16 protein-coding genes are annotated in these 24,545 nt (G+C 58.7%); 9 read left to right on the top strand and 7 right to left on the bottom strand.

What is annotated here, in order from left to right:
• Window positions 1–243 precede the first annotated feature (243 nt).
• The 7 genes from Z945_RS0105330 (at window position 244) to Z945_RS0105300 (ending at window position 5,749) form a co-directional block, all read left to right on the top strand.
• Window positions 244–1,425, top strand: coding sequence for an ABC transporter substrate-binding protein (locus Z945_RS0105330; protein WP_037970652.1), 1,182 nt, complete (start codon window positions 244–246; stop codon window positions 1,423–1,425).
• Window positions 1,426–1,479: 54 nt separating this feature from the next.
• Entirely contained in the window at window positions 1,480–2,397 is a 918-nt protein-coding gene (locus Z945_RS0105325; RefSeq protein ID WP_025051079.1) for a branched-chain amino acid ABC transporter permease, read from the top strand.
• A 1-nt stretch (window position 2,398) separates the two neighbouring features.
• Window positions 2,399–3,385 carry a branched-chain amino acid ABC transporter permease gene (locus tag Z945_RS0105320; protein WP_025051078.1) on the top strand — a complete coding sequence of 329 codons (987 nt, stop codon included), beginning with the start codon at window positions 2,399–2,401 and terminating at the stop codon, window positions 3,383–3,385.
• Window positions 3,375–4,130 carry an ABC transporter ATP-binding protein gene (locus Z945_RS0105315; protein ID WP_025051077.1) on the top strand — a complete coding sequence of 252 codons (756 nt, stop codon included), beginning with the start codon at window positions 3,375–3,377 and terminating at the stop codon, window positions 4,128–4,130. The genes Z945_RS0105320 and Z945_RS0105315 overlap by 11 nt, the downstream gene beginning before the upstream one ends.
• The gene (locus Z945_RS0105310) at window positions 4,127–4,816 is read left to right on the top strand and encodes an ABC transporter ATP-binding protein (protein WP_025051076.1); all 690 of its coding nucleotides are present in this window, start codon (window positions 4,127–4,129) and stop codon (window positions 4,814–4,816) included. The genes Z945_RS0105315 and Z945_RS0105310 overlap by 4 nt, the downstream gene beginning before the upstream one ends.
• A gap of 54 nt (window positions 4,817–4,870) precedes the next feature.
• Window positions 4,871–5,263: a RidA family protein gene (locus Z945_RS0105305; protein WP_025051075.1), complete on the top strand. Its 393-nt coding sequence runs from the start codon at window positions 4,871–4,873 to the stop codon at window positions 5,261–5,263.
• 75 nt (window positions 5,264–5,338) lie between these two features.
• Complete coding sequence (locus tag Z945_RS0105300; RefSeq protein ID WP_025051074.1) at window positions 5,339–5,749, top strand: acyl-CoA thioesterase; 411 nt, start codon at window positions 5,339–5,341, stop codon at window positions 5,747–5,749.
• A gap of 2 nt (window positions 5,750–5,751) precedes the next feature.
• Here the strand turns inward: Z945_RS0105300 and Z945_RS0105295 are convergent, their stop codons facing one another.
• The 7 genes from Z945_RS0105295 to Z945_RS0105265 all read right to left on the bottom strand — a co-directional run bounded on the left by Z945_RS0105295 (window position 5,752) and on the right by Z945_RS0105265 (window position 18,483).
• Complete coding sequence (locus Z945_RS0105295) at window positions 5,752–6,609, bottom strand: alpha/beta hydrolase (RefSeq protein WP_025051073.1); 858 nt, start codon at window positions 6,607–6,609, stop codon at window positions 5,752–5,754.
• Window positions 6,606–7,529, bottom strand: a complete 924-nt coding sequence (locus Z945_RS0105290) for a fumarylacetoacetate hydrolase family protein (RefSeq protein WP_025051072.1) — start codon at window positions 7,527–7,529, stop codon at window positions 6,606–6,608. Before Z945_RS0105290 ends, Z945_RS0105295 begins: the two co-directional genes overlap by 4 nt.
• 17 nt (window positions 7,530–7,546) lie before the next feature.
• Entirely contained in the window at window positions 7,547–8,659 is a 1,113-nt protein-coding gene (locus Z945_RS0105285; protein WP_025051071.1) for a cupin domain-containing protein, read from the bottom strand.
• A 74-nt stretch (window positions 8,660–8,733) separates the two neighbouring features.
• Window positions 8,734–9,183 carry a MarR family winged helix-turn-helix transcriptional regulator gene (locus tag Z945_RS0105280; RefSeq protein ID WP_025051070.1) on the bottom strand — a complete coding sequence of 150 codons (450 nt, stop codon included), beginning with the start codon at window positions 9,181–9,183 and terminating at the stop codon, window positions 8,734–8,736.
• A gap of 50 nt (window positions 9,184–9,233) precedes the next feature.
• Window positions 9,234–11,180 carry a caspase family protein gene (locus tag Z945_RS0105275; protein WP_025051069.1) on the bottom strand — a complete coding sequence of 649 codons (1,947 nt, stop codon included), beginning with the start codon at window positions 11,178–11,180 and terminating at the stop codon, window positions 9,234–9,236.
• Between the two features lie 12 nt (window positions 11,181–11,192).
• The gene (locus tag Z945_RS0105270) at window positions 11,193–16,763 is read right to left on the bottom strand and encodes a two-partner secretion domain-containing protein (RefSeq protein ID WP_037970643.1); all 5,571 of its coding nucleotides are present in this window, start codon (window positions 16,761–16,763) and stop codon (window positions 11,193–11,195) included.
• The gene (locus tag Z945_RS0105265; protein WP_241434464.1) at window positions 16,708–18,483 is read right to left on the bottom strand and encodes a ShlB/FhaC/HecB family hemolysin secretion/activation protein; all 1,776 of its coding nucleotides are present in this window, start codon (window positions 18,481–18,483) and stop codon (window positions 16,708–16,710) included. Before Z945_RS0105265 ends, Z945_RS0105270 begins: the two co-directional genes overlap by 56 nt.
• Window positions 18,484–18,758: 275 nt before the next feature.
• Here Z945_RS0105265 and Z945_RS0105260 point away from each other — a divergent pair, with 275 nt between their 5' ends.
• Together Z945_RS0105260 and Z945_RS0105255 are read left to right on the top strand one after the other, a co-directional pair.
• Entirely contained in the window at window positions 18,759–23,843 is a 5,085-nt protein-coding gene (locus Z945_RS0105260; protein ID WP_025051066.1) for a hypothetical protein, read from the top strand.
• Entirely contained in the window at window positions 23,843–24,541 is a 699-nt protein-coding gene (locus Z945_RS0105255; protein WP_025051065.1) for a CpXC domain-containing protein, read from the top strand. The genes Z945_RS0105260 and Z945_RS0105255 overlap by 1 nt, the downstream gene beginning before the upstream one ends.
• Window positions 24,542–24,545: the final 4 nt, after the last annotated feature.

Here is a 24,545-nt window from a genome sequence, read left to right as displayed (position 1 = left end):
TTCCCTACCCTGTCCCGAGCTTTTTTGCCGCAGGGCGCGGTGGTCGGGATAGAGCGCCTGAACCTGCAGGTCGATTTCTGCGATGCAGTGAGCCATCAAAGCTTCAAGCTGATATATTTTGAACTTGAAGTAATAACGGTGGTGCCGTACGTTTTGTATCAGAAACCCATTTCATTTCGTCACTTGCGGGCGCAAACTGCTTTAAGAGATGCACAAATGCATCCGATTAACCGGGAGAAAAATATGATTTCGAAGAACGCAAAACGTACGGTCAAGGCTTTGGGAGCGGCGACAGCTTTGGCTTTGTCGCTCGGCCAGGTTGCTGTCGCAGATGGCCACGCCGGGAAACTTAAGGTTGGTATGCTCACGACACTGACGGGGGGGGGTGCCGGTCTGGGTGTCGATATCCGCGATGGTTTCCTGCTCGCAATTGAACAGTCAGGTAATGCCGGAATCGAAGTTGTCGTTGAGGATGATCAGAGAAAGCCGGACATCGCTGTGCAGGTCGCTGACAAGATGATCCAGTCAGAGAAGGTTGATATCCTGACAGGTATCGTTTTCTCCAACCTCGCGCTGGCGGTGGCACCTTCGGCCACGGCGCAGGGCAAGTTTTACATCTCGCCTAACGCGGGCCCGGCACAGCTTGCCGGACGCGGATGTCATGAAAACTATTTTAACGTCGCATGGCAGAACGATGGTCCGCACGAGGCTGCGGGGGCGACCGCCAACAAGATGGGCATCAAGAAAGCCTTTATCTGGGCCCCGAACTATCCCGCTGGGCAGGATGCGCTGACCGGGTTCAAACGCACTTTTGAGGGCGAGGTCGCGCAGGAGGTTTTCACCAAACTGGGCCAGACCGATTATGCCGCCGAGATTGCACAGATGCGTGCCTCTGACGCCGATGGCATTTTCTTCTTTGCGCCTGGCGGTATGGGGATTTCCTTCCTCAAGCAATACGCGGACAGCGGTGTGGACCTTCCTTTGGTCGGTCCGGCTTTCAGCTTTGACCAGACCATTCTGCCAGCGGTCGGTGCGGCCGCCGAAGGTGTGTTGAACACGGCGCAATGGGCGCCTGATCTGGACAATGACGCCAGCCGGGCCTTCGTCGAAAGCTTCAAAGAAGCTTACGGTCGCATCCCGTCGATCTATGCGCAGCAGGGGTTCGACACCGGTTTGTTGATCGCATCGGCGGCTACCAAGGCGGATGTCAAGGATGCCGATGCCTTCCGCGCGGCCCTGCGCGAGGCTGATTTCACCTCCACCCGCGGGGATTTCAAATTCGGCAATAACCAGCACCCTATCCAGGATTTCTGGGTCCGTAAGGTGATCCAGTTGGATGATGGCACCTTTATCAACACCGCCGTCGAAGTCGCTCTGGAAGACCGTCAGGATGTCTATGCCACCGAGTGTGCGCTGGACTGGTAATCGGTCAGGCTTTCGGCGGTTTGGTCGCCGGAAGCCATTTTGCCGGGGGACCGCATGAGCACAATCCTTTTGATCGAACAGATCCTGAACGGTTTGCAGTTCGGGGTGATGCTGTTCCTGATGGCCGCCGGGCTGACGTTGATTTTTGGTGTTATGGGCTTGATCAATCTCGCGCATGGTTCGCTTTATATGATCGGGGCGTTTGCCGCAGCTGCGGTTGCGGGGTGGAGCGGGAATTTCCTGCTGGCGCTGATTGCCAGCCTGATTGCTGCGGCCATATTTGGCGTGATTGTCGAGATGACGGTGATCCGGCGGCTGTATAAACGCGACCATCTGGATCAGGTCCTTGCGACCTTCGCGCTGATCCTGATTTTTTCCGAAGCGACCCGCTGGACCTTTGGTTCCTTCCCGCTGTTTCTCGACATTCCTGCTGTGCTGAAAGGCACGGTCATCTTGCCGGGGGGCATTGAATATTCGCTTTACCGGCTGACGATCATTCTGATCGGTCTCGCGGTGGCACTTGGGCTCTATCTGCTGATTTCCAAAACCCGTGTCGGTATGCGCATCAGAGCGGGAGAGAACGACCGCGAGATGATTGGTGCTTTGGGCGTGGATATTTCAGTGCTCTATACAATGGTTTTTGCGCTGGGGGCGGCGCTCGCGGGTTTGTCCGGTGCTCTGGTCGGCGCGATCCAATCGGTCGAGGTCGGTATGGGCGAGCCGGTGCTGATCCTTGCCTTCGTCGTGATTGTCATCGGCGGCATCGGGTCCATTCGCGGTGCGCTGGCCGGCGCAATTCTGGTCGGGCTGACCGACACGCTGGGGCGTACGCTGTTGCCCGTTCTGTTCAGCAGTTTCATGGACGGCTCTGCCGCGACGACCGTTGGCTCGGCACTGGCGTCCATGCTGATCTATATTCTCATGGCGGGGGTACTGATCTTTAAACCCACCGGCCTTTTCGGGAGCGCTTGAGATGATCCGCGAAGGCACCCTGAACATCGTCATTCTGTGTCTGTTGGTGGCCGTTCCCGCCTATGCCTATGTGATGAACGAACCCTTCACGATCACGCTGGCCACCCGCGCGGTGATCTTTGCGCTGGCAGGTGTGGGGTTGAACCTTGCGCTGGGGCAGGGCGGTTTGGTCAGCTTTGGGCATGCGGCCTATTTCGGGATGGGCGGCTATGCGATGGGTATTCTGGCCAGCCACGCACAAAACTACGATCCGATTTTCGACGGGGCGTTCCTGATCGAAGGGACCAACTCCATGCCGGTGATCTGGGTGGTTGCGGTTGTCAGTTCCGCGCTTCTGGCGCTGCTGATTGGTGCGCTGAGCCTGCGGACATCGGGCGTGTATTTTATCATGGTTACGCTCGCGTTCGGGCAGATGTTTTACTATTTCGCTATCAGTTGGCCTGCCTATGGCGGCGAGGACGGCCTGTCGATCTATGTGCGCAACCAGTTTCCGGGGCTGAACACGCTGGACCCGATCCAGTTTTTCGGCATTTGCTTCGCCATTCTCTGTCTGGTGCTTTTGTTTGTGGACCGGTTGAATAAATCGCCCTTTGGTCTGGCGCTGAACGGGGCGCACCAGAACGAGGAACGCGCCCGCACCGTAGGCATCAACGTCTATAAACTTCGGTTGGTTGCCTTCGTGATCTCCGGCGCGATCACGGGTTTGGCGGGGGCGCTTTTCGCCGACCTCAACCGCTTCGTCAGCCCCACGATGTTCAGCTGGGCGATCTCTGGCGAGATCATGATCTTTATCATTCTGGGTGGTGTTGCACGGCTGTTCGGCCCGGTTGTCGGTGCTGCGGTCTACATCTTGCTCGAGCATTTTTTGGGTGGGCTGTCGGACTATTGGTTTATCTATCTGGGCGCTATCCTGTTGGGAATGGTGCTGTTTGCCAAGGGCGGCATCATCGGCAAGCTGGCGAAGAAGGAGACGCACCATGGCGGATAGCATCCTGCGCGTCAGCGATATTCACAAGAGTTTCGGGGCGCTTAAAGCCAGTGACGGCATTACGCTTGATCTGCGGCAGGGCGAAATTCATGCACTGATCGGACCGAATGGTGCGGGCAAGTCGACGTTGATCAAACAGATTGCAGGTGGCTTGCGGCCCGATAGCGGCAGCGTGACTTTTCTGGATCAGGACGTAACGCGCCATAGCGTAGCAGAGCGTGCACGTTTAGGTCTCGCGCGCACCTTTCAAATATCTGCTCTCGCAATGGATCTGACGGTTTTGGAAAATGCGGTTCTGGGTGCCATCGGGCAACGCGGTTCGGTTTTCTCGTTCTTCCGCCCCGCGATGAAGAATGCCGGGTTGTTGTCACAAGCGCGGGCGGCGCTTGCGCAAGTGGGGTTGGAAGAGGATGAGGCGACGATCACCGCCGAGCTGTCGCATGGTCAGCGCCGTCAACTGGAGGTGGCCGTGGCCCTGACCCTCGCGCCGAAGGCGTTCTTGATGGATGAGCCGATGGCGGGCATGGGGGCCGAAGGATCAAAGGCGCTGACCCGCTTTTTGCAGGAGCTCAAGCATCAGGCCCCGATCCTTCTGGTCGAACACGATATGGACGCGATCTTTGCCTGCGCTGACCGGATTTCAGTGCTTGTCTACGGCAAGATCATCGCGACCGGCAGTGTCGACGACATACGCGCCAACCCGGATGTGCGCACGGCCTACCTGGGTGAAGAGGACGCGGCATGAGCTTGCTTTCTCTCAAAGGCGTAACCGCGCATTACGGGGCCTCGCAGGCGCTGTTCGGTGTTAATCTGGAGATAGCCGAAGGCAGTGTCGTTGCCCTGATGGGGCGCAATGGCATGGGGAAATCCACAACGATCAAGGTGATCTGCCGTTTGCTGAAAAACCCGATGGGGCAGGTGACATTCGCGGGTCAGGACCTTGCCGGACTGCCCGCGCACCGGGCCGCGCGGATGGGACTGGGGCTGGTGCCCGAGGGGCGGCGCTGTTTCACGAACCTGTCGGTTTACGAGAACCTCTATGCCTCAGCGCGGCCGGGTGCATGGGACTTTGACAAGGTGCACGCGCTGTTTCCGCGTCTCAAGGAACGCAGCACCCAATTGGCTGGATCTTTGTCGGGCGGCGAACAACAGATGTTGGCCATCGGGCGGGCGCTGATGACGAACCCGCGTTTGCTGATCCTGGACGAAGCGACAGAGGGATTGGCCCCCGTGGTCCGACAAGAGATCTGGGCCGCCATCGCTACGCTCAAGCAAAGCGGTGATCTTTCTATCCTGGTGGTCGACAAGACGCTTAGCGAGCTACGCCGGATCGCAGACCGGGTGGTGATCCTTGAGCGGGGCAAATCTGTCTGGGACGGCGCGATGACGGATCTGGACGCAGATGTGCGCGACCGGCATCTGGGAATATGACAAGTTGATATGCAGGGCGACCTGCGCAGGACGAACGACAAAGGGAGTGAACCGATGCCACATGATGTGATCCAGCCAGAGGGATGGGCGAAGGCCAAAGGCTATGCCAATGGCATGAAAACGGCGGACAACCATCTGTTCATCGGCGGCCAGATCGGCTGGACCGCGGATCAGGTGTTCGAGACACATGATTTTATCGGGCAGATGGAGCAAGCATTGCGCAACATTGTGGCCGTGCTGGAAGCGGCGGGCGGCCAGATCGAAGATCTGGTGCGGTTGACCTGGTACGTAGTCGACAAAAAGGAATACGTCGCGCGTCAGCGTGAGGTGGGCGAGGTGTACCGCAAGGTTCTGGGCCGGCATTTTCCGGCCATGACGATGGTGGTGGTTGCCGGGCTTGTCGAAGACGAGGCTTTGGTCGAAATCGAGGCGACTGCGGTGCTTTGACGCAGCGCCCGGGGCAGGGGAAAGGCTATGTCGTTTGGCATCGCGAAGGGTTGCGTTTCAGATCAAGGAAAAGCCATGCGCTTTGTCATGCCGCAAAAAGTGAAGTTCAAGCATTGCGACCCTGCGGGGATCGTTTTCTATCCGCGTTATTTCGAGATGATCAACGACTGCGTCGAGGCGTTTTTCGACGATGCGCTCGAGTGCCCTTTCGAGGATTTGCACAAGAACGGTGGTGTGCCGACAGCCGAGATTTCGGTGCAGTTTACCGCACCCAGCCGCCATGGCGATCATCTGGAGCTCGCGTTGACCTGCACCCGTTTGGGGCGATCAAGCCTTGGCATTCAGACCGAAGCGACCTGTGAAGGGCAACGCCGGTTTCTAGCGACCTCAACCTTGGTTTTGACAGACGCGCAGGGCAAATCCACGCCTTGGCCTGATGTCTTGCGGCAGCGGATAGACGCGCGGATCGTGAAAGCGGCAGCTTAAGGTCAGCTATAGCTGCGGATCGCTTGCGCGGTGCGCTGCACAAGTGTGGCGTCGAGGTCCGCGAGTGTTCCGGTGATATCGAAGTGATTGTAGCCGGGCATGTCGATCAGGTCCGCCTTGTGTCCGGCTTTTGTCCAAGCGTCGTGGTAGGCGGCTGTTTCGCGCAGGAAGCCATTACGCTCTTCCCCCCCGACAGAAATGAGCAGCTGCGCATCCGTTCGGGCCGGAATATGCCGGATGGGTGACAGCGCTGCCACCGTTTCCATGTCCATATCCATCCAGCCGTTCACCTGCGTGTGCAGCAAAGGTTCCAGATCGAATATCCCGCTAAGCGCCAGGGCAGCGCCGATGCTACTCTCGGGCAATCCATATTCAGCATGCCACCCACCGGCCAGAACTGCCCCGGTCAGATGCCCGCCTGCAGAAGAGCCGCCCACATGGATTTTTCGCGTATCAAGGCCCAACCCTGGCCCCTCGCGGCGCAGCCACGCGACGGCCAGCCGCACTTCATGTACGATCTGGTCCAGCGTCACGGCGGGGGCCAGCGAATAATCCATCACGGCAACCGCGATGCCTTGGGCCACCAGACCCGGCGCCGCAAAGGCATTGCCCTCCTTCGTACCAATCCGCCAATAGCCGCCGTGTATCCACAGAAACACCGGCCGCCCGTTACCCGCGCCGTATAGGTCAAGCGCGCTGCCGCTGGCGGGATCAAACACCAGATCGCGCTGGCAGGGCACATTGGCGCGGGCCTGATCGCTCAGCCGCCCGAGGGCCGCGAATTCATCGTCAAAGGAGGCGACGCTTTCGCGGGCGTTGAAATCATAGTCTATCTGCGGATCAATCGGGTACTGCGTCATTCAAAACTGGTGGTGTTGATGATCGGGTGACGGATCGTGCCGATGCCTTCGACATGCGCCTCCATCACATCGCCGGGCCACATGAATTCCTGCGGATTGCGGCCCGCGCCCACACCTTCGGGCGTGCCGGATGCGATGATATCACCGGGTTCCAGCGTGATGCCCTTGGACAGATCGGCAATCAGTTCGTCCACTTTGAACAGCATCTTGGCCGTGTTCGAGCGCTGCTTTTCCACGCCATTCACTGTCAGCCAAAGGTCAAGCGTTTGCGGATCGGGGATTTCATCAGCGGTCACGATGCAAGGGCCGAAGGGCGCGTAGCTGTCCATCCCCTTGGAGAAAATCCACTGTCCCGCGCGCCGGTTGTCGCGGGCCGAGACGTCGATCATGATCGAATAGCCGAACACATGATCCAGCGCGGTCTCGCGTTTGGCATGGCTGGCGGTGGTGCCCATGATGACGGCCAGCTCAACTTCCCAATCAAGCTGCTGGGTCATATTTGCGTCATGTCGCACGGGGTCACCGGGGCCAATAACGGCGGTAGGGGGTTTGGAAAACACCACCGGTTCTTTGGGCAGATCAGGGGCAGTATCAAGCGCCGAGGAGCTTTCAGCGATATGGTCGAGATAGTTCAGACCAATGCCGAAGATGTTTTTGCGTGGGCGCGGGATCGGGGCCAGCAGCGTGACGGTAGCCAGAGGCAGGGCAAGCGCATTGCCCCAGTCGCCTTCGGCCAATTGCAACGCATCACTGAGTTGTCGGACGGCCACTGGCCCAAGGTCGATAAAATCCAGCATCCGTGAGGGCAGATCAAGGCCCGCATATTCGCCAAACCCGGCCACGTCGACGACGATGTCGTCTTCGATCACGCCCAGACGGGCCTCGGCTTCGATATGGGTGCGGTAGGTGACAAGTTTCATATTCGATCTTTCCAGGTTCAGGTAGGTTGGTGGCCGCCATTGTCGCCAAGTGCCTCTTCGCGGTAGAGACCCATGGCGCGGATGACAGGCAAATCATTCAGGCAAAACAACACCGCATCGTCGCTGTCGGATGTATTGCCATGTTCGTGCCAGGCCCAGGAGGGCACGCAGAAAATATCACGTTCGGTCCAATCGAAACGCTGACCGTTGATGATGGAATACCCCGACCCCTTGGCGACCTGATAGAGATAGCTGCCGGTATGGCGGTGCGCTTTTGTACGCTCGGATGGGGCCAACCGCTGCATGCTGGCACCCATGGTTTTCATCACCGCACCGTTGGTGGTGGGGTTCACATATTCCATCAGCGTGCCGTCAAACGGCGATGGATCAGAGGCACTGGCATAGGCGTTCAACGCCTCATAAGTGCGGTCCCATTCGTATTTGAACATCGGCGAATAGCCTTTGTCCCACGCGCCGCCACCCGGCGTCAGTCCGGCATTGCCCCATGTCTTGGTCATGTCATCAACGGGAAAGGCGACAGGCTCGCTCAGGTCGGGGTGGACTTCAAAAAAGTTCGCCTCCATCGCGTTGACGAAAGGGATATCCAGACCGTCCTGCCAGATGCACGGCGTGCCGGTTTCTTCGACCGCGTGTTCGTGCCAAGTGCCGTTCGGGGTCAGGACAAAGTCGTTCTGGCCCAGTGTCATCTTGTGGCCGTCTACGACCGTATAGGCGCCAGACCCTTCCATGATAAAGCGGATGGCAGAGGCGGAATGGCGGTGCGCGGTAGCTTTTTCACCGGGGTTCATCACTTGCAACCCACCGTAGATCCAGCCCACTGCGGCAGAGACATCGGTGCGGCCAGGATTGTTAAGATAAATGACACGGCGGCCCGCTTTTTCAGGCGTGACCAGATCGACAGAGCGCAGGACTTTCTCGCGCAGATCGGCATAGCGCCACAGCACCGGCACGGATTGCGATTGCGGCTCCCAGGGTTCGATCTTGTTAGCGACGGTCCAAAGCGCGCCGGTATGATGGCTGTCAAGTTCATCGTAATAAGCCAGCAGTTCGGGTGTATCCTCGACATTGGCGCGGCCCGCGACATCTTCGCGGTGGTTTTCCCGTGTCATGGTTCTGGTTCTCCCTGTGCTGGTACCGTCTGATGGTAACAATTGCAGCGGCATGGGCAACAGATGATTTAAGTTTAAACCTTTTCGCGTGCCTCGGCGCGGTGCAGCAGATCGCGGATCAGATCGAGGTCTGCATGATCGAGTTCGGAGAAGATATCATCGACCACCGCTTCGTGACCTTTGGCCTGTGCTTGAAATTGGCGGCGGCCCTCGGGCGTCAGATCGACCAGAACCACACGGCGGTCCTGTTGTTCTGCGGTGCGTTGTACCAGCCCGTCCTTTTCCAGCCGGTTCACGACGGTCGAGGCATTGCCGTTCGAGACCAGCAAACGCTTGCTAAGGTCAGACATCTTCATTGGGTCGGGACTGCTGTAGAGCGCTGCCATCACGTCAAAACGGGGCAGGGTGGTTTCGTGATTAAGCCGCATGAACTCGCGCAACTGGTTTTCGGTGCTGCGCGTGACGCGCAAGAGGCGCAGCCAGGTGCGCAGGCGCCGCCGCGCAAGGGGTGTCTCGGAGGTCACATGCTGTCCTTTGGTTGCTCCAGTCGTGCGGGGTCTTGCATTCGCCGAAGTTACTCCACCAACACGCCCGGTTCAAACCCGCCATTACGCCAAGACTCCAGCGCTGCTACAAAATTCGGGCCGCTGCGCCCGTCGATGGTGCTGGTATAGAACCCGGCCGCCTTGAGCCGTTCCTGTACCGCCGCAATTGTATCACGCGACCAGTCATCGCTACGTTGGGTCAGTTCCTCGATGGTCTGACCGCTGTCTTCCGCGGCACCGCGCAACAGCATGTTCGCCGCCGCAACGGGATTGCGGGGCGCGATGCGGCCTTCATCCAGCAAAATGGCGCTGGCCATATAGGCGCGTGGTTCGCCCGCCTTGATGGCGCGTTCGAAATAGCTCAAAGCCTGTTCTGGCGCTCCGGTGACACCGTCACGCGCCAGAACGCCCAGATTGAAGGTCGCGATCGGAGAGCCGAGATCGGCGGCTTCATTCAGCAGGCGGATCGCTTCATCCTCGTTCTTCTCAACGCCGATGCCCTCGAACAGGGCCACGGCCAGGTTGATCTTGCCATCGGCACTGCCAAGGCTGGCGGCGCGTTGATAAAGCCGCAAGGCTTCGGTCAAGCTGGGTGGCACACCACGTCCGGCCTCGGTCATTAGACCAAGGCTGACCATAGCGCGCAGATCGCCCCGCGTTGCTGCCTCGCGATAAAGCTGGATCGCGCGGTCGGTATCGCCTGCGGCCACGGTCGCACGGGCCAGCAGCGCGGTATAATGGGGCAATTCGGGATGCGCGGTTGCGGCGGCCTGACAGGCCTGAATGGCGGACAGGGCGTTCTGCTGTAACCGGCCAAATGGCACGCCTGCCGTGCTGGCGGTCGCATCACGCGGATGGGTGGCCAGTCTTTCGCACAAAGGCCCGGCACCGCCTTCGTCCTCCACAGGCATGGTTGCGATCAGGCGTCCGGCATCCGCGGCATAAGTCCCTTCGGGATATTGATCGAGGTAGAATTGAACCAAGGGCCGCATCCGGCTGCGCCGCGCCAATTGCCATAGGCGTTCTTCTTGTGCGTCGCGTTCTTGGGGAGAGTAGTCTCGGGACAGGGCCTCACCGCCCGGACCCGCTGGATCGAGGAACGCCATGACCTCTTGCGCGTGCGCACCACCGGGATAGCGTTCGGCGTAGAGTTTCATCAACTGAGGGTCGCCTGCGTTTGCGGCGACCTGCCAAAGCAGCGTTTCAGACGACATGGTGTTGGGGCGCGGATCAAACTGGAACTGACGTGTCAGCGACGAATTTTCCCAAGGGATTTGCCGCCCGCCGGTGGCCGCCAGTACATCGCGCCGCACCGAGATCATAAGGTCATTGATTGTCAGACCGGGTGTATAGATATGGCCCAACAGGGCCTTGGTGAAATAGCTGTTCCGCCCGCTGCCGTCATAGGCCACGTTGTCGGGCTGTGTCGCAAATGAGATTAGAAAGTCCTGCGCATCGCCGATCTGCGCCAGCCCTTCGGACACAGCAGAGACCACGCCCTCAAAAGGATCATTGCGGCAGGCATCGAGGAACACGAATTTGATGCCGGGCGCCTGCGCCATTTGGTCCAGCACAGCGTTCAGGCGAATGGTCTGATCCTGAATATCCTCGGGTTTTTGGATTTGCGCATCGGTGGGTACCAGATAGTTCTGCCCCCCCACCTGAAACCCATGCCCTGCGTAGTAGAACAAGGATACGTCCGCTGTCTGGATCGCTTTTGAAAAACCCTCGACCAGTCCTTCGGTCTCCATTTCGGTTACATCCAACCCAAGGAAAACGTCAAACCCCAACCCCTCGAGTGCCACTGAAATATCCGTGGCGTCATTGCCCGGATTATCAAGCGGTGTGACGTGCTCGTAGTCGGAATTGCCGATAATCAACGCGACCCGGCGCTCACCCGTAGACTGCGCGGCGGCCAGGCCCGGCAACAACAGACCGAGTACCAGAAAGCATCGGATCAGCAGGTCAAGGCGCATGGGGCACTCCGATTACAGATCAACGGCGCGGGCCAGCGAGGAATCGACCGCATCAAAAGCCTGAACGATGCGGGCCCCTGTCTGGCGCTGTACGGCAGCGACTTCGGGATCATCGGCACGGATCAGAGAGATCGCCTTGCGGATCTCGGTCTTGGCCGTGTCAATGGCGCCGCGCGCCTCGTTCACCGCATCGCGCTGGATTGCACGGCGCTGTGCATCCGTGGTAGCGGTGGCCAGACGACGTGTGGCGCGTGCGGCCGCCGCATCCACGGCATCCCGCGCAGTACGGATCGTGGCCGATACGGTTTCCAGTCCCGAGGGCAGATCATTGGCGATTTCATCCAGCGCGTTGGAATAGGTGTCCAGCGATTCGCTGAGGCAGGCCATATAGTTGGCAAAGTCCTGATCCGCCGAGCCGCAGGATTGTACCGCCAGTTCCAGACTATCCGAAATGTCGTCTACCGCTTCAAATGTGGCTTCGGCATCGGGCAGGCTTTGCTGCGGTCCAGCCCCGCCGGGCCGGCTCTGGATCCCACCTGGCGTTCCGCTTGCGTCAGGGAAGGAGATGTTGATCCGATCAGGCGGGTTGTTGATCGATGGGCCACCGCTTGGGTTCGGGTTGATCACGGGCGGAATGATGGTCTGTGTGACGGTAAAGGCGCCATCAACGGTCGCGATGTCATAGTTGGTCAGACCGCTGCCAGAAACATCACCGATTGTGATTGCAAAAGGACTGTCGTCCGCCTGCGCTGTGGCATCTGCGCCCTCACTACTCAAGATCGCGCTGTCGACCGTATCGGCATTGAGCAAACCTGCTGTCGTGAATTCGGTCCCGCTAAAGACAAAAGCGGTCCCTTGGGGTTTGCTTTGGTCGTCAGCACTGACGGTTAGTGGTGCAGGTGTGACAGTAAAGCTGCCATCGGCAAAGACCAGCGTGTATTTTTCGAGGCCCGTTCCCACCGCATCACTTGGCGTGATCAGGAAGGGACCATCCGCCACCTGCGCGTTTGCGTCCGCCCCGTCACTGGTCAGGGTCACGCTGTCCACACTGTCCCCTTCTGCCAGCCCGACAACGGTAAATTCGCTGCCGTCGAAGGCAAAAGTATCGCCGTAGACTTTGGTCTGGTCATTGGCGGTGATGGTCAGGTTTCCTGGCGCGACGATGAAGACGCCATTCACGAGAGTGACCGTGTAGTTATCAAGGCCGCTGCCTTGGGGATCGGTGATCAGGATCGCGATCCCGGTATCCCCTGTGATCGGCGTGTCGGGGTCAATCGCAACGCTGTTCAGGGTCGCGGAGGTCACAGTATCGTCGTTCAATAGACCTTCAACAGTGAATTCGGTCCCGGCAAAGGTGAAGCTGGCACCTGCGGCTTTGGTCTGATCGTCAGCAGTGATGGTCAGCGGTGCCGGCGTGATCGTCAGGATGCCAGGCACGATGTTAATTGTGTAATTCTGCAATCCTGTACCGACCGGTTCAGTGCCAAGGATATCGAACGGGCTACCCTCGACTTGTGCGGTCGCCGCAGCACCTTCGCTCGTGATGTTTAACGAGGTGAGGATGTCGCCGTTAATAAGCCCAGTGGACGTGAACTCATCACCGCTGAACGTCAATTCTTCCCCATAAGTCTTTGTGGCATCGTTGATGATGACGTTCACATCGCGTGGTATTACACGCAAACGACCCGGTATAACAGAAACGCTGTAGTTCGTCAGGCCGGGGCCGGCGAGATTGGTAAGCGAGAGGAAGTACTCCTCTTCCGATATCGGTGTGTCGGTTTCATTTCCTGCGCTGACAACATCGGCGCTTGTAATCGCATCGCTGCCGAATAGCGTTTCGGTGCTGATGTTGACATCGGAAAATGCAAGCTGGTTACCGAATTGTTTCTGAGTATCATTAACTGTGACGGTCAGCGGAGCCGGGTTCACTGTGGCATCCGTTGGAAGGGAACGTACAGTGTATGCTTGCCCAAGATTGCTGGTGAAAGCGGTGGGGAAGGTGAAAGTTTGCGGACCGACATTCGGCCCCGACAAGATGATTGGCACGCTTGCGATCGGTGGCGCGCCGGAGTCCCCCACCGGACCGAAGAAGAAGTCGCCCGTGCCGCCGTTGTTGATGGCTTCTGCCAGCACCTGGTTAACTGTGCCGTTGTAGGTGAAGACAGGATTCGGGAATACGGTGCTTACCGCAGAAATGACCGGGTCCACCGAGTAGAGCCGCGCATGATCTAAACCGTCGAGGGGATAGGACCAGGTATTGGCGAAATCCCAGCCGGAAACGAACGCGGCGAAGGTGAAGTTGAAGGCGTCGTTCAGGCTTGCTGTGGTTTCGGAAAAGGCACCTTCGAACTGCCCCATAGCGTTGGTGCTACCAAGCATCTCGCCGTCTTGCCCACTGAGGAGTTGCCCCGTGGTTTCACGATTCCAGAACGACGATAGAATGCTCTGGTCGGAAGAACCGTCGTCCTCTCCGACGAGGCCGTTGGCGATGCCGAACCCGCCACAACACCCAGGGGCGAGCGTGACGGCACCGGTGGCCAGCCCGTTCACGATCGTTCCGCCCGGCTGGTTGTCGCCCACCAGCCCGCCAATGGTCGCTTCGGCGGAGGGATCCGAGCTGTCCGCCGTAACAGAGGCGCTTGAATAGACGTCCTGAATGATATCTTCGTTGCGTCCGACAAGCCCACCAGCGAACCCTTCGGCTGCCGCTGTGATGGTCACACTGCCAGTGCTTTTGGAGCTGATGATATCGCCATCATTGAGCCCGACCAGCCCGCCAAGATTGACGAGGCCGACTGGGTTGCCAGACACACCTTCGGACGGGTCTACTGCATCGGAGACGTCTACATCCGCGGAACTGTCGCGGGTGATACCGAAGGGCATCAAACCGTTCAGACCACCGCCGTTCTCGCCATACGTGACAACCGTACCTGTAACTTCAATGCCTTGGGTGAAGCCACCATTCTCGCCTGCGAGGATGCCGACATTGTCCCCGGCAACATCCGCGTTCAGGATGCTGAAGTTGGTGATGCGGGCATTGTCGCCCACGGCGCTGAACAGACCGGCATTGCCGCCCCCCGCCGCTGGGTACTGCCGGACGAAGAGGCCGGTGATATCATAGCCTTGACCATCGATATCGTCGTTGAAGAAAAACGGCACGAACCCTGAATTGCGGAATCCGTTGGTTAGTGGAGCCAAGGATTCCCACGTCGAGGTGACGGACGCGTCGATATCGTTGGCGAGTTCTACTACATCAAAAGTGAGCGTCGAGAGCCCCTGAAGACCATAGATGTCACCAATAAGATAAGGGTCGATGATGGGGCTGTTCTGCCCGGTGCCACCTAGTACACGTAGGAAACTCACCCCGTCTTGAAGAACAAAATTGTTGGCGTCGAAGGATGCCAGATTCGGATCGACCTGAAACCAGTTACCCCCACTGAGAACGAATTCGTCGACATCGATTGCCGCTCCGGTTGATACCTCAATGTCTGGGAACGCGCCATTTACATTGATCGCAAGCCGACCACCCGGTGCAGAAAGCGGACCTTCAAATTCAACAAGGTTTTCAGCGTTAATCGTAATGTTTCCGGTGTCCGTGGTAACTTCGCCAAGAATTGCAAGATCAAAGCCACCAGCCACCATATCCGTATTGGGAGACAAGACGATATCACCGTCGGTCGTCGTCAGGTCTTCGATGATGATGACGTCACCCGCAGTAAACTCGAGATCGCCGAAACTGCTTACAACCTCGGAATCCGGGAACATTTCGATATCGCTGCCTGCTCCGAAAGCCAGAGTGGCCCCGCTGGAATTGATGGAAATAGGGTTTCCAAATTGTCCGATGTTTAGCGTCCCAGTTGCGATAAAGCTCAACTCGTTATCGTTGGTAACATCTGCGCCGATGGTAATATCCGAGCCAGTCACCACAAAGTCATCACCAATTGAAATTGGGGCGAGAATGTCGACATTGCCGTCAGCATCAAAGCGCATTGGACCGTTTGTCGAAGTGATCGTCTCGTTCACGATGATCGCATTGTCTGCGTTTAGCCGCAGCGCATTGGCAGAGTTCCAGTTGATCGGCGCATCTACGGAAATCGTGCCAAGTTCACTTTCATCCGGGAAGTAAGTGGAAGTGTCGATGGTAAAGTCGCCAAGGCCAAGTTGATTGTTGACGAAGGTATTGAGGAGCTGGTTTGTGCCGGGATCAACATCGACAATCTCAATGTTTGTCGGGTCCAGCAGAAGCATGCCTGAGATGCCATTGGGCGCGCGTAGGTCAGCCGTGCCGCGCATAGTGAGATTAATCATGCCAGAAACTTCGGCAAAGCCGCCATTGCCGCCTGTCGCACCACCTCGCGCAGAAATATCCCCCCCGAAATCAGTCCTCAGATCAGACCAGGCAATCACCCGGCCGCCGTCACCTGTGAAATAGGCATCTGCCTTGATCACGGTCGCCTCATCCACGCTGAGAGTATCAGCCGTCATCAGGCCGGGGCCGCCCTGGTATTCGCCGCCGATGCGGATGGTGCCGCCGCCATCTGCGCCGCTGGCGTCGATGGTTGCACCTTCCAATGCGATGTTCTGGCCGGTGATCGTGATGTCACCGCCGCGTGCGGGGCGCAGGGCTGGGCGGCGGGATTGGGTGACCTGAATGGCCGGGCGCCGCGTCTTGGTCTTGATCTTGCCGCTCACGGTGACTTTGCCACCGCTGCCGCCGCCCAGAGTGACGCGACCGTTGCGGCCCGAGACGGTGCGCGCTTCGACCACACCGCTCATATTGATGGCGTGGCGTGCGGCATTGCGGGCGGTGGCGGCCGAAATTTGAACCGTGCCGCCGTTAGCCTGTATCGTGCCGGAATTCTCGATCAACGCGTCCAGAGTGTCATCGCCGGACTCGGTCGGGATCGCCACTTGCAAGAACCCGTCGCCCGCCAGATCAAGCGTGATACGCTCGCCCGATCCCAGACCAACAAAGCCCAATGGGGCGTGGATGGTACCGGAGTTCTTGACCTTGCCGCCGATCAGCGCGGCATAGCCGCCGGTCACCACTTCTATATTGCCTGCGTTGCTGACGGTGGCTGAGGCACCATCCCCTTCGAATACCAGTTCACCCGTCATAAAACGGTCTGTGCGCACGCCCAGAGTGGACGCGACAAAACTGCCGGTGTTCACGCTGCCCGTCTGGCCGATAAAGATGCCGTTCGGGTTGACGACAAACACCCGCCCGTTGGCGTTCAACTGGCCGTGGATCTGGCTGGTGGTATCGCCGGTCACCCGGTTCAGGATCGCCGAATTGGCGGTAGGTTGGTTGATATCAACACGGCCACCTGCCCCGATCGAGAAATCCTGCCAGTTGATCACAGCGCGGTCGCTGCTTTGGTTGATCGTCATGGCGCCTGCGCCGGGGGTGCTGATCTGGGCATCGCCGGCCACGACACTGCCGCCGATTGGTAGGCTTTGGGTCTGCGCCAAAACAGGTGTCAGCGCGGTGCCAAGCACCAGCGCCACGCGTGCCGTCCAGCGCGTGCTAAAAGCGGAACGAGCCTTGGACAGAGAAGCGGTTGTTGTCGGGTTGATCGTCATCACGGGTTCCCCTCGCGTATTCGACCCGCACCGTTGCGGACGAGAAATTTGAATCTGAGAATGAATTGAATTCGACACCGATACCGAGGGACGTCGCCGAAACACTTGCGCTTTCCTGTGCGGTCGGTTGCTCAAGCGAGACATCGCCGTAAGCTGCAAAAATATAAGGACTGATTAAAACGGGGATGTCGCGAATGGTGGTCTGTCGGGGCATGGAGACTTCGCCGCGCAGGACAAAGCCGCTGTCGCCTTTCACGCTGCCTGCATCAAAGCCCGAAAGCTCTTGTCCGCCCGCAATGCCGAATTGTTCGGCCGTCAGCAGCGGATCGCCGAAACCGGTTTGCGCCCGTCCCGAGAGGGCGTAGTTGAACCGTTCGTTGATCTTGCCACGCACGCGGCCGGATACAACAAGCTTGGTGAATGTTGCATCGGCTCCCTGACGGGACAGGGGTGCACCGCTGCCCACATCATCGGCGGTGCGGGCCCCAAGAATATCAAGACCACGCGACAGCACGGCACCGGCTTCGATCGCGGTGCCGGTTTCCAGCAACCAGAAGCCATCGACGGCGGCACGCAGAACGGTTGCTTCGTCTTGGTAGACCGGTGTGCGTTCATCGTCAGACAGTACCAGCAACTGCTCGTCTGTTTGCTTATCTAGGGTCAGCTGTCCCGAGATGTTCAAGTTGCGCGAGCGGACGAAGGGATAAAACAGGCGCACCGAAGTCCGGTCGAAACGACTTACCGTCGGTACATCCAGCGTATCAGGCGCTGTGCGGCTGTCGGTCGCTTCAATGTTCAGCGTCAGACCGTCAAAGCCCAGCGGGATCACACCACCGACGGACAGGGACCGCACCCGCGGATCACTGCCAAAGAAATCACCGAGATTGTTGTCATTATCGTTCGAGGGAGAGCCGGAAATCCGTGCATAGAATGTCTCGCCCAAATTAAAGGGTGAGTTGACCTCGATCCCGGCGCTTATGTTCACCGGGCCAAGGGAGCTGGCGTTGTAATTGTCAAAAGCGAAAAAGCCGGTAACAGGACGAAACTCAGGTTGGAGGATCAGTGTGGTGCCGCCCGGTGTGGCACCGGCGGACAAAGCGGAGCCCAGTGCGACACCGTAGGTATCGCCTGCCAGCAACAGTTGGCGCTCAATTTCGGGCAAACGCAGGCTGCGCTTGCCGACCAGCGGGCCGGTGATGCGTTCGATCCGCTCGCGGACCGGGCCGGGCGCGCTGGAGGCATCGACCGTTTCGACAAATCCGTCGATTACCGCGATCCTCAGGCGTCCGCCATCGCGCAACTCTTGCGCGGGCAGGACGACACGCGCCAGCACAAAACCCGCCTGCGCATAGGCGGTCTCAAGATCGGAAGCGGCGTTAAAAATCTCTGCGACAGTGATTGTCTTGCCGGACAGACGCGCCTGCGTGGCGGCGTTGACCTCGGCCATCTGGGATATGCCGCCATCAAGGGTCACGCCTGACAGGTTGATCAGAAGTTTCTCTGCGCCATCGGGCGGCTTTGTGCCCCGTTCACCCGAAAAAACAACAGCGCCGGTCAGGCGCTGTGCGTCGGGGGCAAAACTGGGCGGTGTAATCTCGCTTGCGGTTTGTGCCGTCACCGGGCTGGCATGGACAAGCACCGCAACAGCGCTGCCCGCCATAAGGATGGATGCAGTCGAACAAAGCGCTTTGCGCATGGTCTTGAATTTGGGCTCCCGCAAAACAGAACTCCCGAAGCAATAAATTGAATCAATATTTGGCAAAATGCCGCTAGGTCAGGTTAAGCCTTGATGAGAAGTCCGTAAAGGCACGATTTTCCTTACCTTTATACCCTTGGGTGTGCCGGAGTGGCCTGCATCGCGAATTTGACGCAAAGCGTGAAAATCCTTGCATTGCTGCAAACGCTGGTTTTCACTTGCAACATGCGGGCGCCACGCACTTTATTTCAAGCACCTTATTTTTCTGCGTCCCGCTTATGTTCTTCTGGAGGACCGGAATGGCAATCGAAGGATTGACCCAGCAGCAGAGCGATTTTGTTGAACGCTTTTTGAAAGTGCCAAAGGTATTCAATCGAAAGGCTGCAAAAGAACGCCGCCGCGCCGCGCAAGAGCAGTTTCGACTGTTCAATGCCGAACAGGATGTGATTCGCGCCGAAGTTGAATTGTTGCAGGACCCTGATCTGCGGATCGAACTGTTGGCCAAACTCCGCGCCGCAGAAGCGGTGATCGAGCGAAACCCGAAGGCGCTGAACTTCGAGGGGGGTCACAAGTTACTGGTCGAAGTCGATGAAGCACAGCAAATTGCGCGGCTCAAGGCTGAGGCCGAAGCTGGCATTGGTCCATTGGAAGAGGCGATGGAACGGCTGGGAGGAGGGCCGTCAGACCCTGAGAAAGCGCAAAGCGATGTAACGCTGACTTGGACCTTCATTCAGGAGAAACTGGCAACTGAGCCGGTGACGTTGGTCGATATTCAGTCAGCGGTGAAGGCGATGGCTCGATTGAAGGCGATGATCGCACGAAGCCAGACGGACGATGACAATCCGTTTGCCGTGGCAGAGCCGACCCTGCGCTCGGTCAAGGCAGATGCCGAAGCCGGGTTGGAACCCTCTGTGCTGGCCGCGCGGCGGATACTGTCGGACATCCATAATCAACTGGCCGTCTTGCAGGAGAAACTTGCCCTTCAGTTTGGGGCAGAGGCCATTCCGCTCTCGCTGGCAATGGGATGTACTTTGGTACAGACCAAACTGGATGCCGGCGTTGATGCGCCAGTCGATGCGCTGGCCGGTCTGGCCGAGGATGCAGAGGCGGCGCTCGCGCAGGTCAACCGGGACGCCGACAAGCTGATCGCGTTGGCGCAGGCCTGGGTCAAGGATCACGAGGCCTTTCAGGTGCGCTATGCGGTAATGCTCGCCCATCCGGCCGGCAAGAATGCGCGTTTCGTGAAACCGGAATTCGACAAGATCAAAGCGGCCTATGCACAGGCCAAGGCGCGCGCTGACGCCCATGAATATGTACAGGCCAGCACGCAGATTGCCGCCGTGCGGCATGATCTGAAGGACGCGCTCGATTTCGCTGACGACTTCGCTAATATAAAAGCGGTCTTTGCCGAACGGCGCGCTCTTTTGGCGACTTTGCCGGGGCCGAACACCTATGCGCTGCCGCATCTCAAGGATGACCATCTTGCAGCGCATGACCTGCTGACACAGGCAACAACCGCGCTGAGCGCCGGACAGATGACAGCCGCGCTGACGGCGTTAAATGCCATCCCCAAAGCCGTTGAAGATATTCTGGACCAGAACCGGTTCGCCAAAGATTTCAAAGATAGCGAGAAGAACTGCATTGCGTGGCAAAGCCATATTCAGTCAAGCTTTGCGCCACAGGTATTGGGCATGCTCTCTTCCGAAAACACCTATGCCGCGCGGGCACTGGACGAGGCGCGCGATGATGCCGCCGCGGGCGCGCACCGCCGGGCGTCGGGGCGTTTGTTGGCGTTGCAACGCTATCTTAGCCAGATGGCGACCAAGGCAGAGTTGATTACCTCTTACCTTGATGAGAAAGCCGCTTTTGACCAGCGATTGCAGGAAACCCAGGCGCGGGAAGGGGCCAAAGGCCGGATCGCCATTGAAGGATATTATCAAGCCTTGGTTGGGGATCAGGGCAAGCGAGATGCGGCGGAAGCGTCGGGCGATTTCAAACTCGCCCATGCCATGTCTGTGCGGCTCAAAGATCAACATGGCGAGATGATCAGACTGGCCGACGATGCGGCGGCTTATCTGGCCTGCAAACAGGAGTTCGATACCGAGCTTAAAAAGTTGGAGGGCGTCGGCTCCACCGATGCGACAGAGGCAAGGGCGACAGCACAGGCGATGTTGGGTCATGCGGTCGCAGCAACACAGCGCGGTAATTGGATGGCTGCGGCCACTCTGTTGGAAAGCGCTATCGTCGACATTCACCGCGCTGTGAAAGATGCAGAAACGGCGGCTTTGATCGACGGGCATCAGGGTGGCACAGATGGCATGAGCCTCACGGGGGACAGTGACTTTAAGACGGTGCATGCGGCCTTTACCAAAACCCATAGGCATGTGGCAGGGTTGGATAAAAAGGGGCTGTTCAGCGAGGCTTTGGTGGCCGCCTATGATCAGGCACGGACGGTTGAAGGGCTGATGCAAACCGATCTGGCCAAGGCGGAAGCGACACTGAACGCGGCATTTGCCACCTGCCGGGACATCGCGTTCAAATTGTCAGCGGCGGCCAGCTTCGATACCCAGCTTGGTTTAGCAGAAACAGCCGTAGCCTCTGCTGTCGGTGCGAATGCCGAGGGTGTGGTTGACGCTGAAGTCGATGCGGCACAAGGGGCGCTGGACGCAGCCGAGCAAGCTGCCGCCTCACCGGAATATGATTTTGCCGGTGCCATCACCTTGTTGAACACTGCCCAGATCAACGCCCGGCGCGGGGTGGATACGATGGAGGTTTACACAACCACCATTGCCGATGCGCGTACCAGGATGAACAAGGCGATGGCCGCATATAGCGCGCCAGATGTGCAACCCTATCTGCAAGCGCAGAGCACGCAGATTAGGGCGATCAGAGACGCAATGGATGCGGCGTTCGATGCCCGCGACCTGAGAGAGGCGCGGGCGCAAGCCGCCAAAGGCGAGGCACTGGCAGCACTTCAGGCGGACCAATGCACAGCCTGCAAAGAGGCGGTTGGGTTGCTTTACACCTATGTGATCGGGCAGGCGGGGGTCGAGCAGGGGCATGCGACCACGGTGCCGGAGATGGCCGAGCTTAAGACTTTGACCGACGGTGCCCTCGCGGCGCTGCAAAAGGGCAACTTTAAACAAGCGCACGGGATGGCGACCGATGCCTATTGGGTGATGATCGGTGCCCGCAAAAAGGCCGAGAGTTTCGACGCGTTTCTGCCCGTCCGTATCGCGGCGGCTGACAAGCTTGACGCGCTTGAGCTGCGTAGCGTTCCCGAAGCAGGGCCGGGGCATGATGCGGTTGTCGCGCTGCGCCAGCGCTTTGATGCTTTGGCCGAACTTGAGGCGCTGGAGAATTATACAGGTGCATTGAAACGGCTCGACGGATTTTCTGAGACTTGCGACGCCGCCGCTGCGCAGTTGGACGCCTATGATCACTGCCTGCTTCAGCAAACCCGCGCTCGCGAGGCTCTTGTAGCCGTCCGCCAGCTTGACGCTTCAGCGATTGAGACTCTCTTGGTGCGGCTGGAGGGCAAGGACCGCAACGCCGAACGCAAGATGCTGTCTTTTGCCTTTGATCTCGCCGCCACCCTTTACGCCGAGTTGAAAGACGAATGTGCCGCCGCGCAAAGCACTGCGGCTTCGGTCGAGGATTATGCGGCGATGACAACTCTGATTACTGAAGTGGCGCCGGACACACCGGAGGATTTGATCCCGCTGATCGCCACCGTGCGCCTGACATTGCGCAAGATGATGCGGGAGCCGTCGGCGATGTATGTTCACGCGCAGATGCTCGACTGCAACATGCTGCTGGACGGGGCGGAGAAGATCGCCGCAGACGATTTTTATAACGCCCGTCGCGATGTGGAGGCGGCAGTGGATGCCTGCGTGCAAATGCGTCTTCTGATGGCACAGTACGATCAGTTGAATGACGCCGCTGGCACCGCACGCGGTCTGGGTGAAAGCCTGTTGGCGCGTGGAGCGGGCAGCAGTATCGCCCGGCTGGATGTTACCGGGCGCATCTCGGCGGTGGATCTGGCCATGTCGGCGGCACGGCATAACCATGCGAACCGCGCCCAGACTCGCAATGACATCGAAGAGGCCATCTCCGCCCTGCGTGATCTGCGCGGGATCATCGACGCGCATGAGGCCTATATGGCCCAACGGGCGCCGGTGGATACAGAGCTTGCCGCGCTGGAAAAAGGCGAGACGCGCCATCTGATCCGTGCCGATCTGACCCAGGTGCGCAAACACCTTGATACCGCCGCCACCCGTGCTGCCGACCGCAATCACCGCGATGCCAAGGCCGAAGTCGCCGCCGCCGCGCATTGTTTGGCATTGGCCAAGCTGCGGGCCGAGGTGGCGACAAACAAGACCCCCGAACTGGGCGATATTAAGGCAATCCTTGAGGCACCGGGGGGCACTGCGATGTTCGATGATCTGATCGACAGTCTTGAGGCTTCGGTGCAGCGCAAGGTCATGGCAGTTGCGTTTGAGGCGCGCTTTGGCTGCAAGCTTGAGATGATGAAACCGGGGGCGGGCGGCGCGGACCCGCAGGCCGAAGACCAGATGGATCTGCCCGCCGCCAACCTGCGCCGTTTTTATTTGGAAATGTCGAAATTGCCCGACAGTAATACGCTCGATAATGACAGTATGCTCAGCTTTGAGCATCTGAGCGGCACGCAGGTCGGATCGGAATACCAGCCATCGGAAAAGCGGGTGGTGATGCGCGAAGGTGATGAAGCATCCTCGCGCATATACGCGATTTCGGTAGAGCATGAGATTGGCGAGATTGATCCCGATGCCGTTCCCAAGGAAGGCGAGGCGCGCACGGCCTTCAGTTGGAACACCCTGCACGAGGTCGGCCATGCGGTGGACGACAAGCTGGGGTATATGAAAAAGCACGGCGAACGGCTGGCAGGCTGGAAAGCCTATGGCAGCAACGTGACGGAGCCCGCTGGCATCATCGCTGCGGAGTTTGAGTTCGATGCCGATTATATAGCCGAATACATGGCCGGGTCCGCCGGTCGCGATCTGCCTGTACCAGAGCCTAAAGGGTGCGACAGTGACGAATGGCAGCGCCGCAAAGAGGCCTGCCGCAATTTTGTGGACCGCGCCCGCGAAGCAAATGCGCCATGGCAATCGGCCAGTGTGGCCAAAGCCTGTGCCATCGGCGACTATACCTATGTCGAAAGCTATGCCGGTTCATGGCACCGGTATCTGACAAGCGCGCGGCGGTTTGCGGTGTCCGGCTACCAGTTTCGTGCGCCGGGAGAGTGGTTTTCGGAAATATATGCCGCGATGGCAAGTGGCAGGTTGAATGACAACCACCCTCACCGCGATGAAATCAAAGTGCTCTGCGTCAAGGAGGATGCCTGATGTCCCTGTTCGAGACGACAACCATTCAGTGCCCGGCCTGTGCGACGACGTCCGATTTTGAGGCAGCAGGCAGCGTAAATGCAGACCGGCGCCCGGATTTGCGCGATGCGATATTGGACAATACGTTTCAGAACGTCACTTGTCCTTCATGCGGTGAAGCCATGCGGCTGGAACCTGTGCTAAACTATCTCGACGTGGAACTGGGTCTGTGGCTGGCCGCCTATCCGCCGCGTCAGATCGGTGATTACCTCGCGCTCGAGGATCAGGTGCAAGGCCTGTTTGATGAAAGCTATGGGGCGGCGGCGTCTGAGGCGGCGCAGACCGTGGGTGCCAGCCTGCGCCCGAGGCTGACCTTCGGTTGGCCCGGCACATGTGAAAAGCTGTTGTTGCAACAACATGGCCTTGATGACGTAGCGATCGAATTGCTCAAACTCGATCTGTTGCGCCGTCTGCCAGAGGCACCCCTGCGCCCGGGTGTGGAATTGAGGGTCGAGCGCGTTAGCGAAGCAGGGTTCGATTTTATCTGGATCGAGACCGCGAGCGAGGACATTTTGCAAAGGTTTCAGGCCAAGAGAGCACTGCTGTCAGAGATCGAAGCAAACCCCGATGGCTGGGCACCGCTACGCTCCAGCCTCACTCAAGGCTTGTTTGTGGATATGCAGAAACTCTACCTCGGCGCAGGTCGGGATGCTGCCTGACGTG

It is taken from the genome of Sulfitobacter noctilucae (assembly GCF_000622365.1).
Classification (GTDB): Bacteria; Pseudomonadota; Alphaproteobacteria; order Rhodobacterales; family Rhodobacteraceae; genus Sulfitobacter; species Sulfitobacter noctilucae.
The sequence above is the reverse complement of the archived record's forward strand: the minus strand, read 5'-3'. Positions and strand labels throughout refer to the sequence as shown.

Coding starts and splice junctions, on each gene's coding strand:
- Z945_RS0105270 (WP_037970643.1), bottom strand. CDS start 16,763: ATGACGATCAACCCGACAACAACCGCTTCTCTGTCCAAGGCTCGTTCC.
- Z945_RS0105330 (WP_037970652.1), top strand. CDS start 244: ATGATTTCGAAGAACGCAAAACGTACGGTCAAGGCTTTGGGAGCGGCG.
- Z945_RS0105255 (WP_025051065.1), top strand. CDS start 23,843: ATGTCCCTGTTCGAGACGACAACCATTCAGTGCCCGGCCTGTGCGACG.
- Z945_RS0105310 (WP_025051076.1), top strand. CDS start 4,127: ATGAGCTTGCTTTCTCTCAAAGGCGTAACCGCGCATTACGGGGCCTCG.
- Z945_RS0105305 (WP_025051075.1), top strand. CDS start 4,871: ATGCCACATGATGTGATCCAGCCAGAGGGATGGGCGAAGGCCAAAGGC.
- Z945_RS0105315 (WP_025051077.1), top strand. CDS start 3,375: ATGGCGGATAGCATCCTGCGCGTCAGCGATATTCACAAGAGTTTCGGG.
- Z945_RS0105260 (WP_025051066.1), top strand. CDS start 18,759: ATGGCAATCGAAGGATTGACCCAGCAGCAGAGCGATTTTGTTGAACGC.
- Z945_RS0105295 (WP_025051073.1), bottom strand. CDS start 6,609: ATGACGCAGTACCCGATTGATCCGCAGATAGACTATGATTTCAACGCC.
- Z945_RS0105300 (WP_025051074.1), top strand. CDS start 5,339: ATGCGCTTTGTCATGCCGCAAAAAGTGAAGTTCAAGCATTGCGACCCT.
- Z945_RS0105320 (WP_025051078.1), top strand. CDS start 2,399: ATGATCCGCGAAGGCACCCTGAACATCGTCATTCTGTGTCTGTTGGTG.
- Z945_RS0105325 (WP_025051079.1), top strand. CDS start 1,480: ATGAGCACAATCCTTTTGATCGAACAGATCCTGAACGGTTTGCAGTTC.
- Z945_RS0105275 (WP_025051069.1), bottom strand. CDS start 11,180: ATGCGCCTTGACCTGCTGATCCGATGCTTTCTGGTACTCGGTCTGTTG.
- Z945_RS0105290 (WP_025051072.1), bottom strand. CDS start 7,529: ATGAAACTTGTCACCTACCGCACCCATATCGAAGCCGAGGCCCGTCTG.
- Z945_RS0105285 (WP_025051071.1), bottom strand. CDS start 8,659: ATGACACGGGAAAACCACCGCGAAGATGTCGCGGGCCGCGCCAATGTC.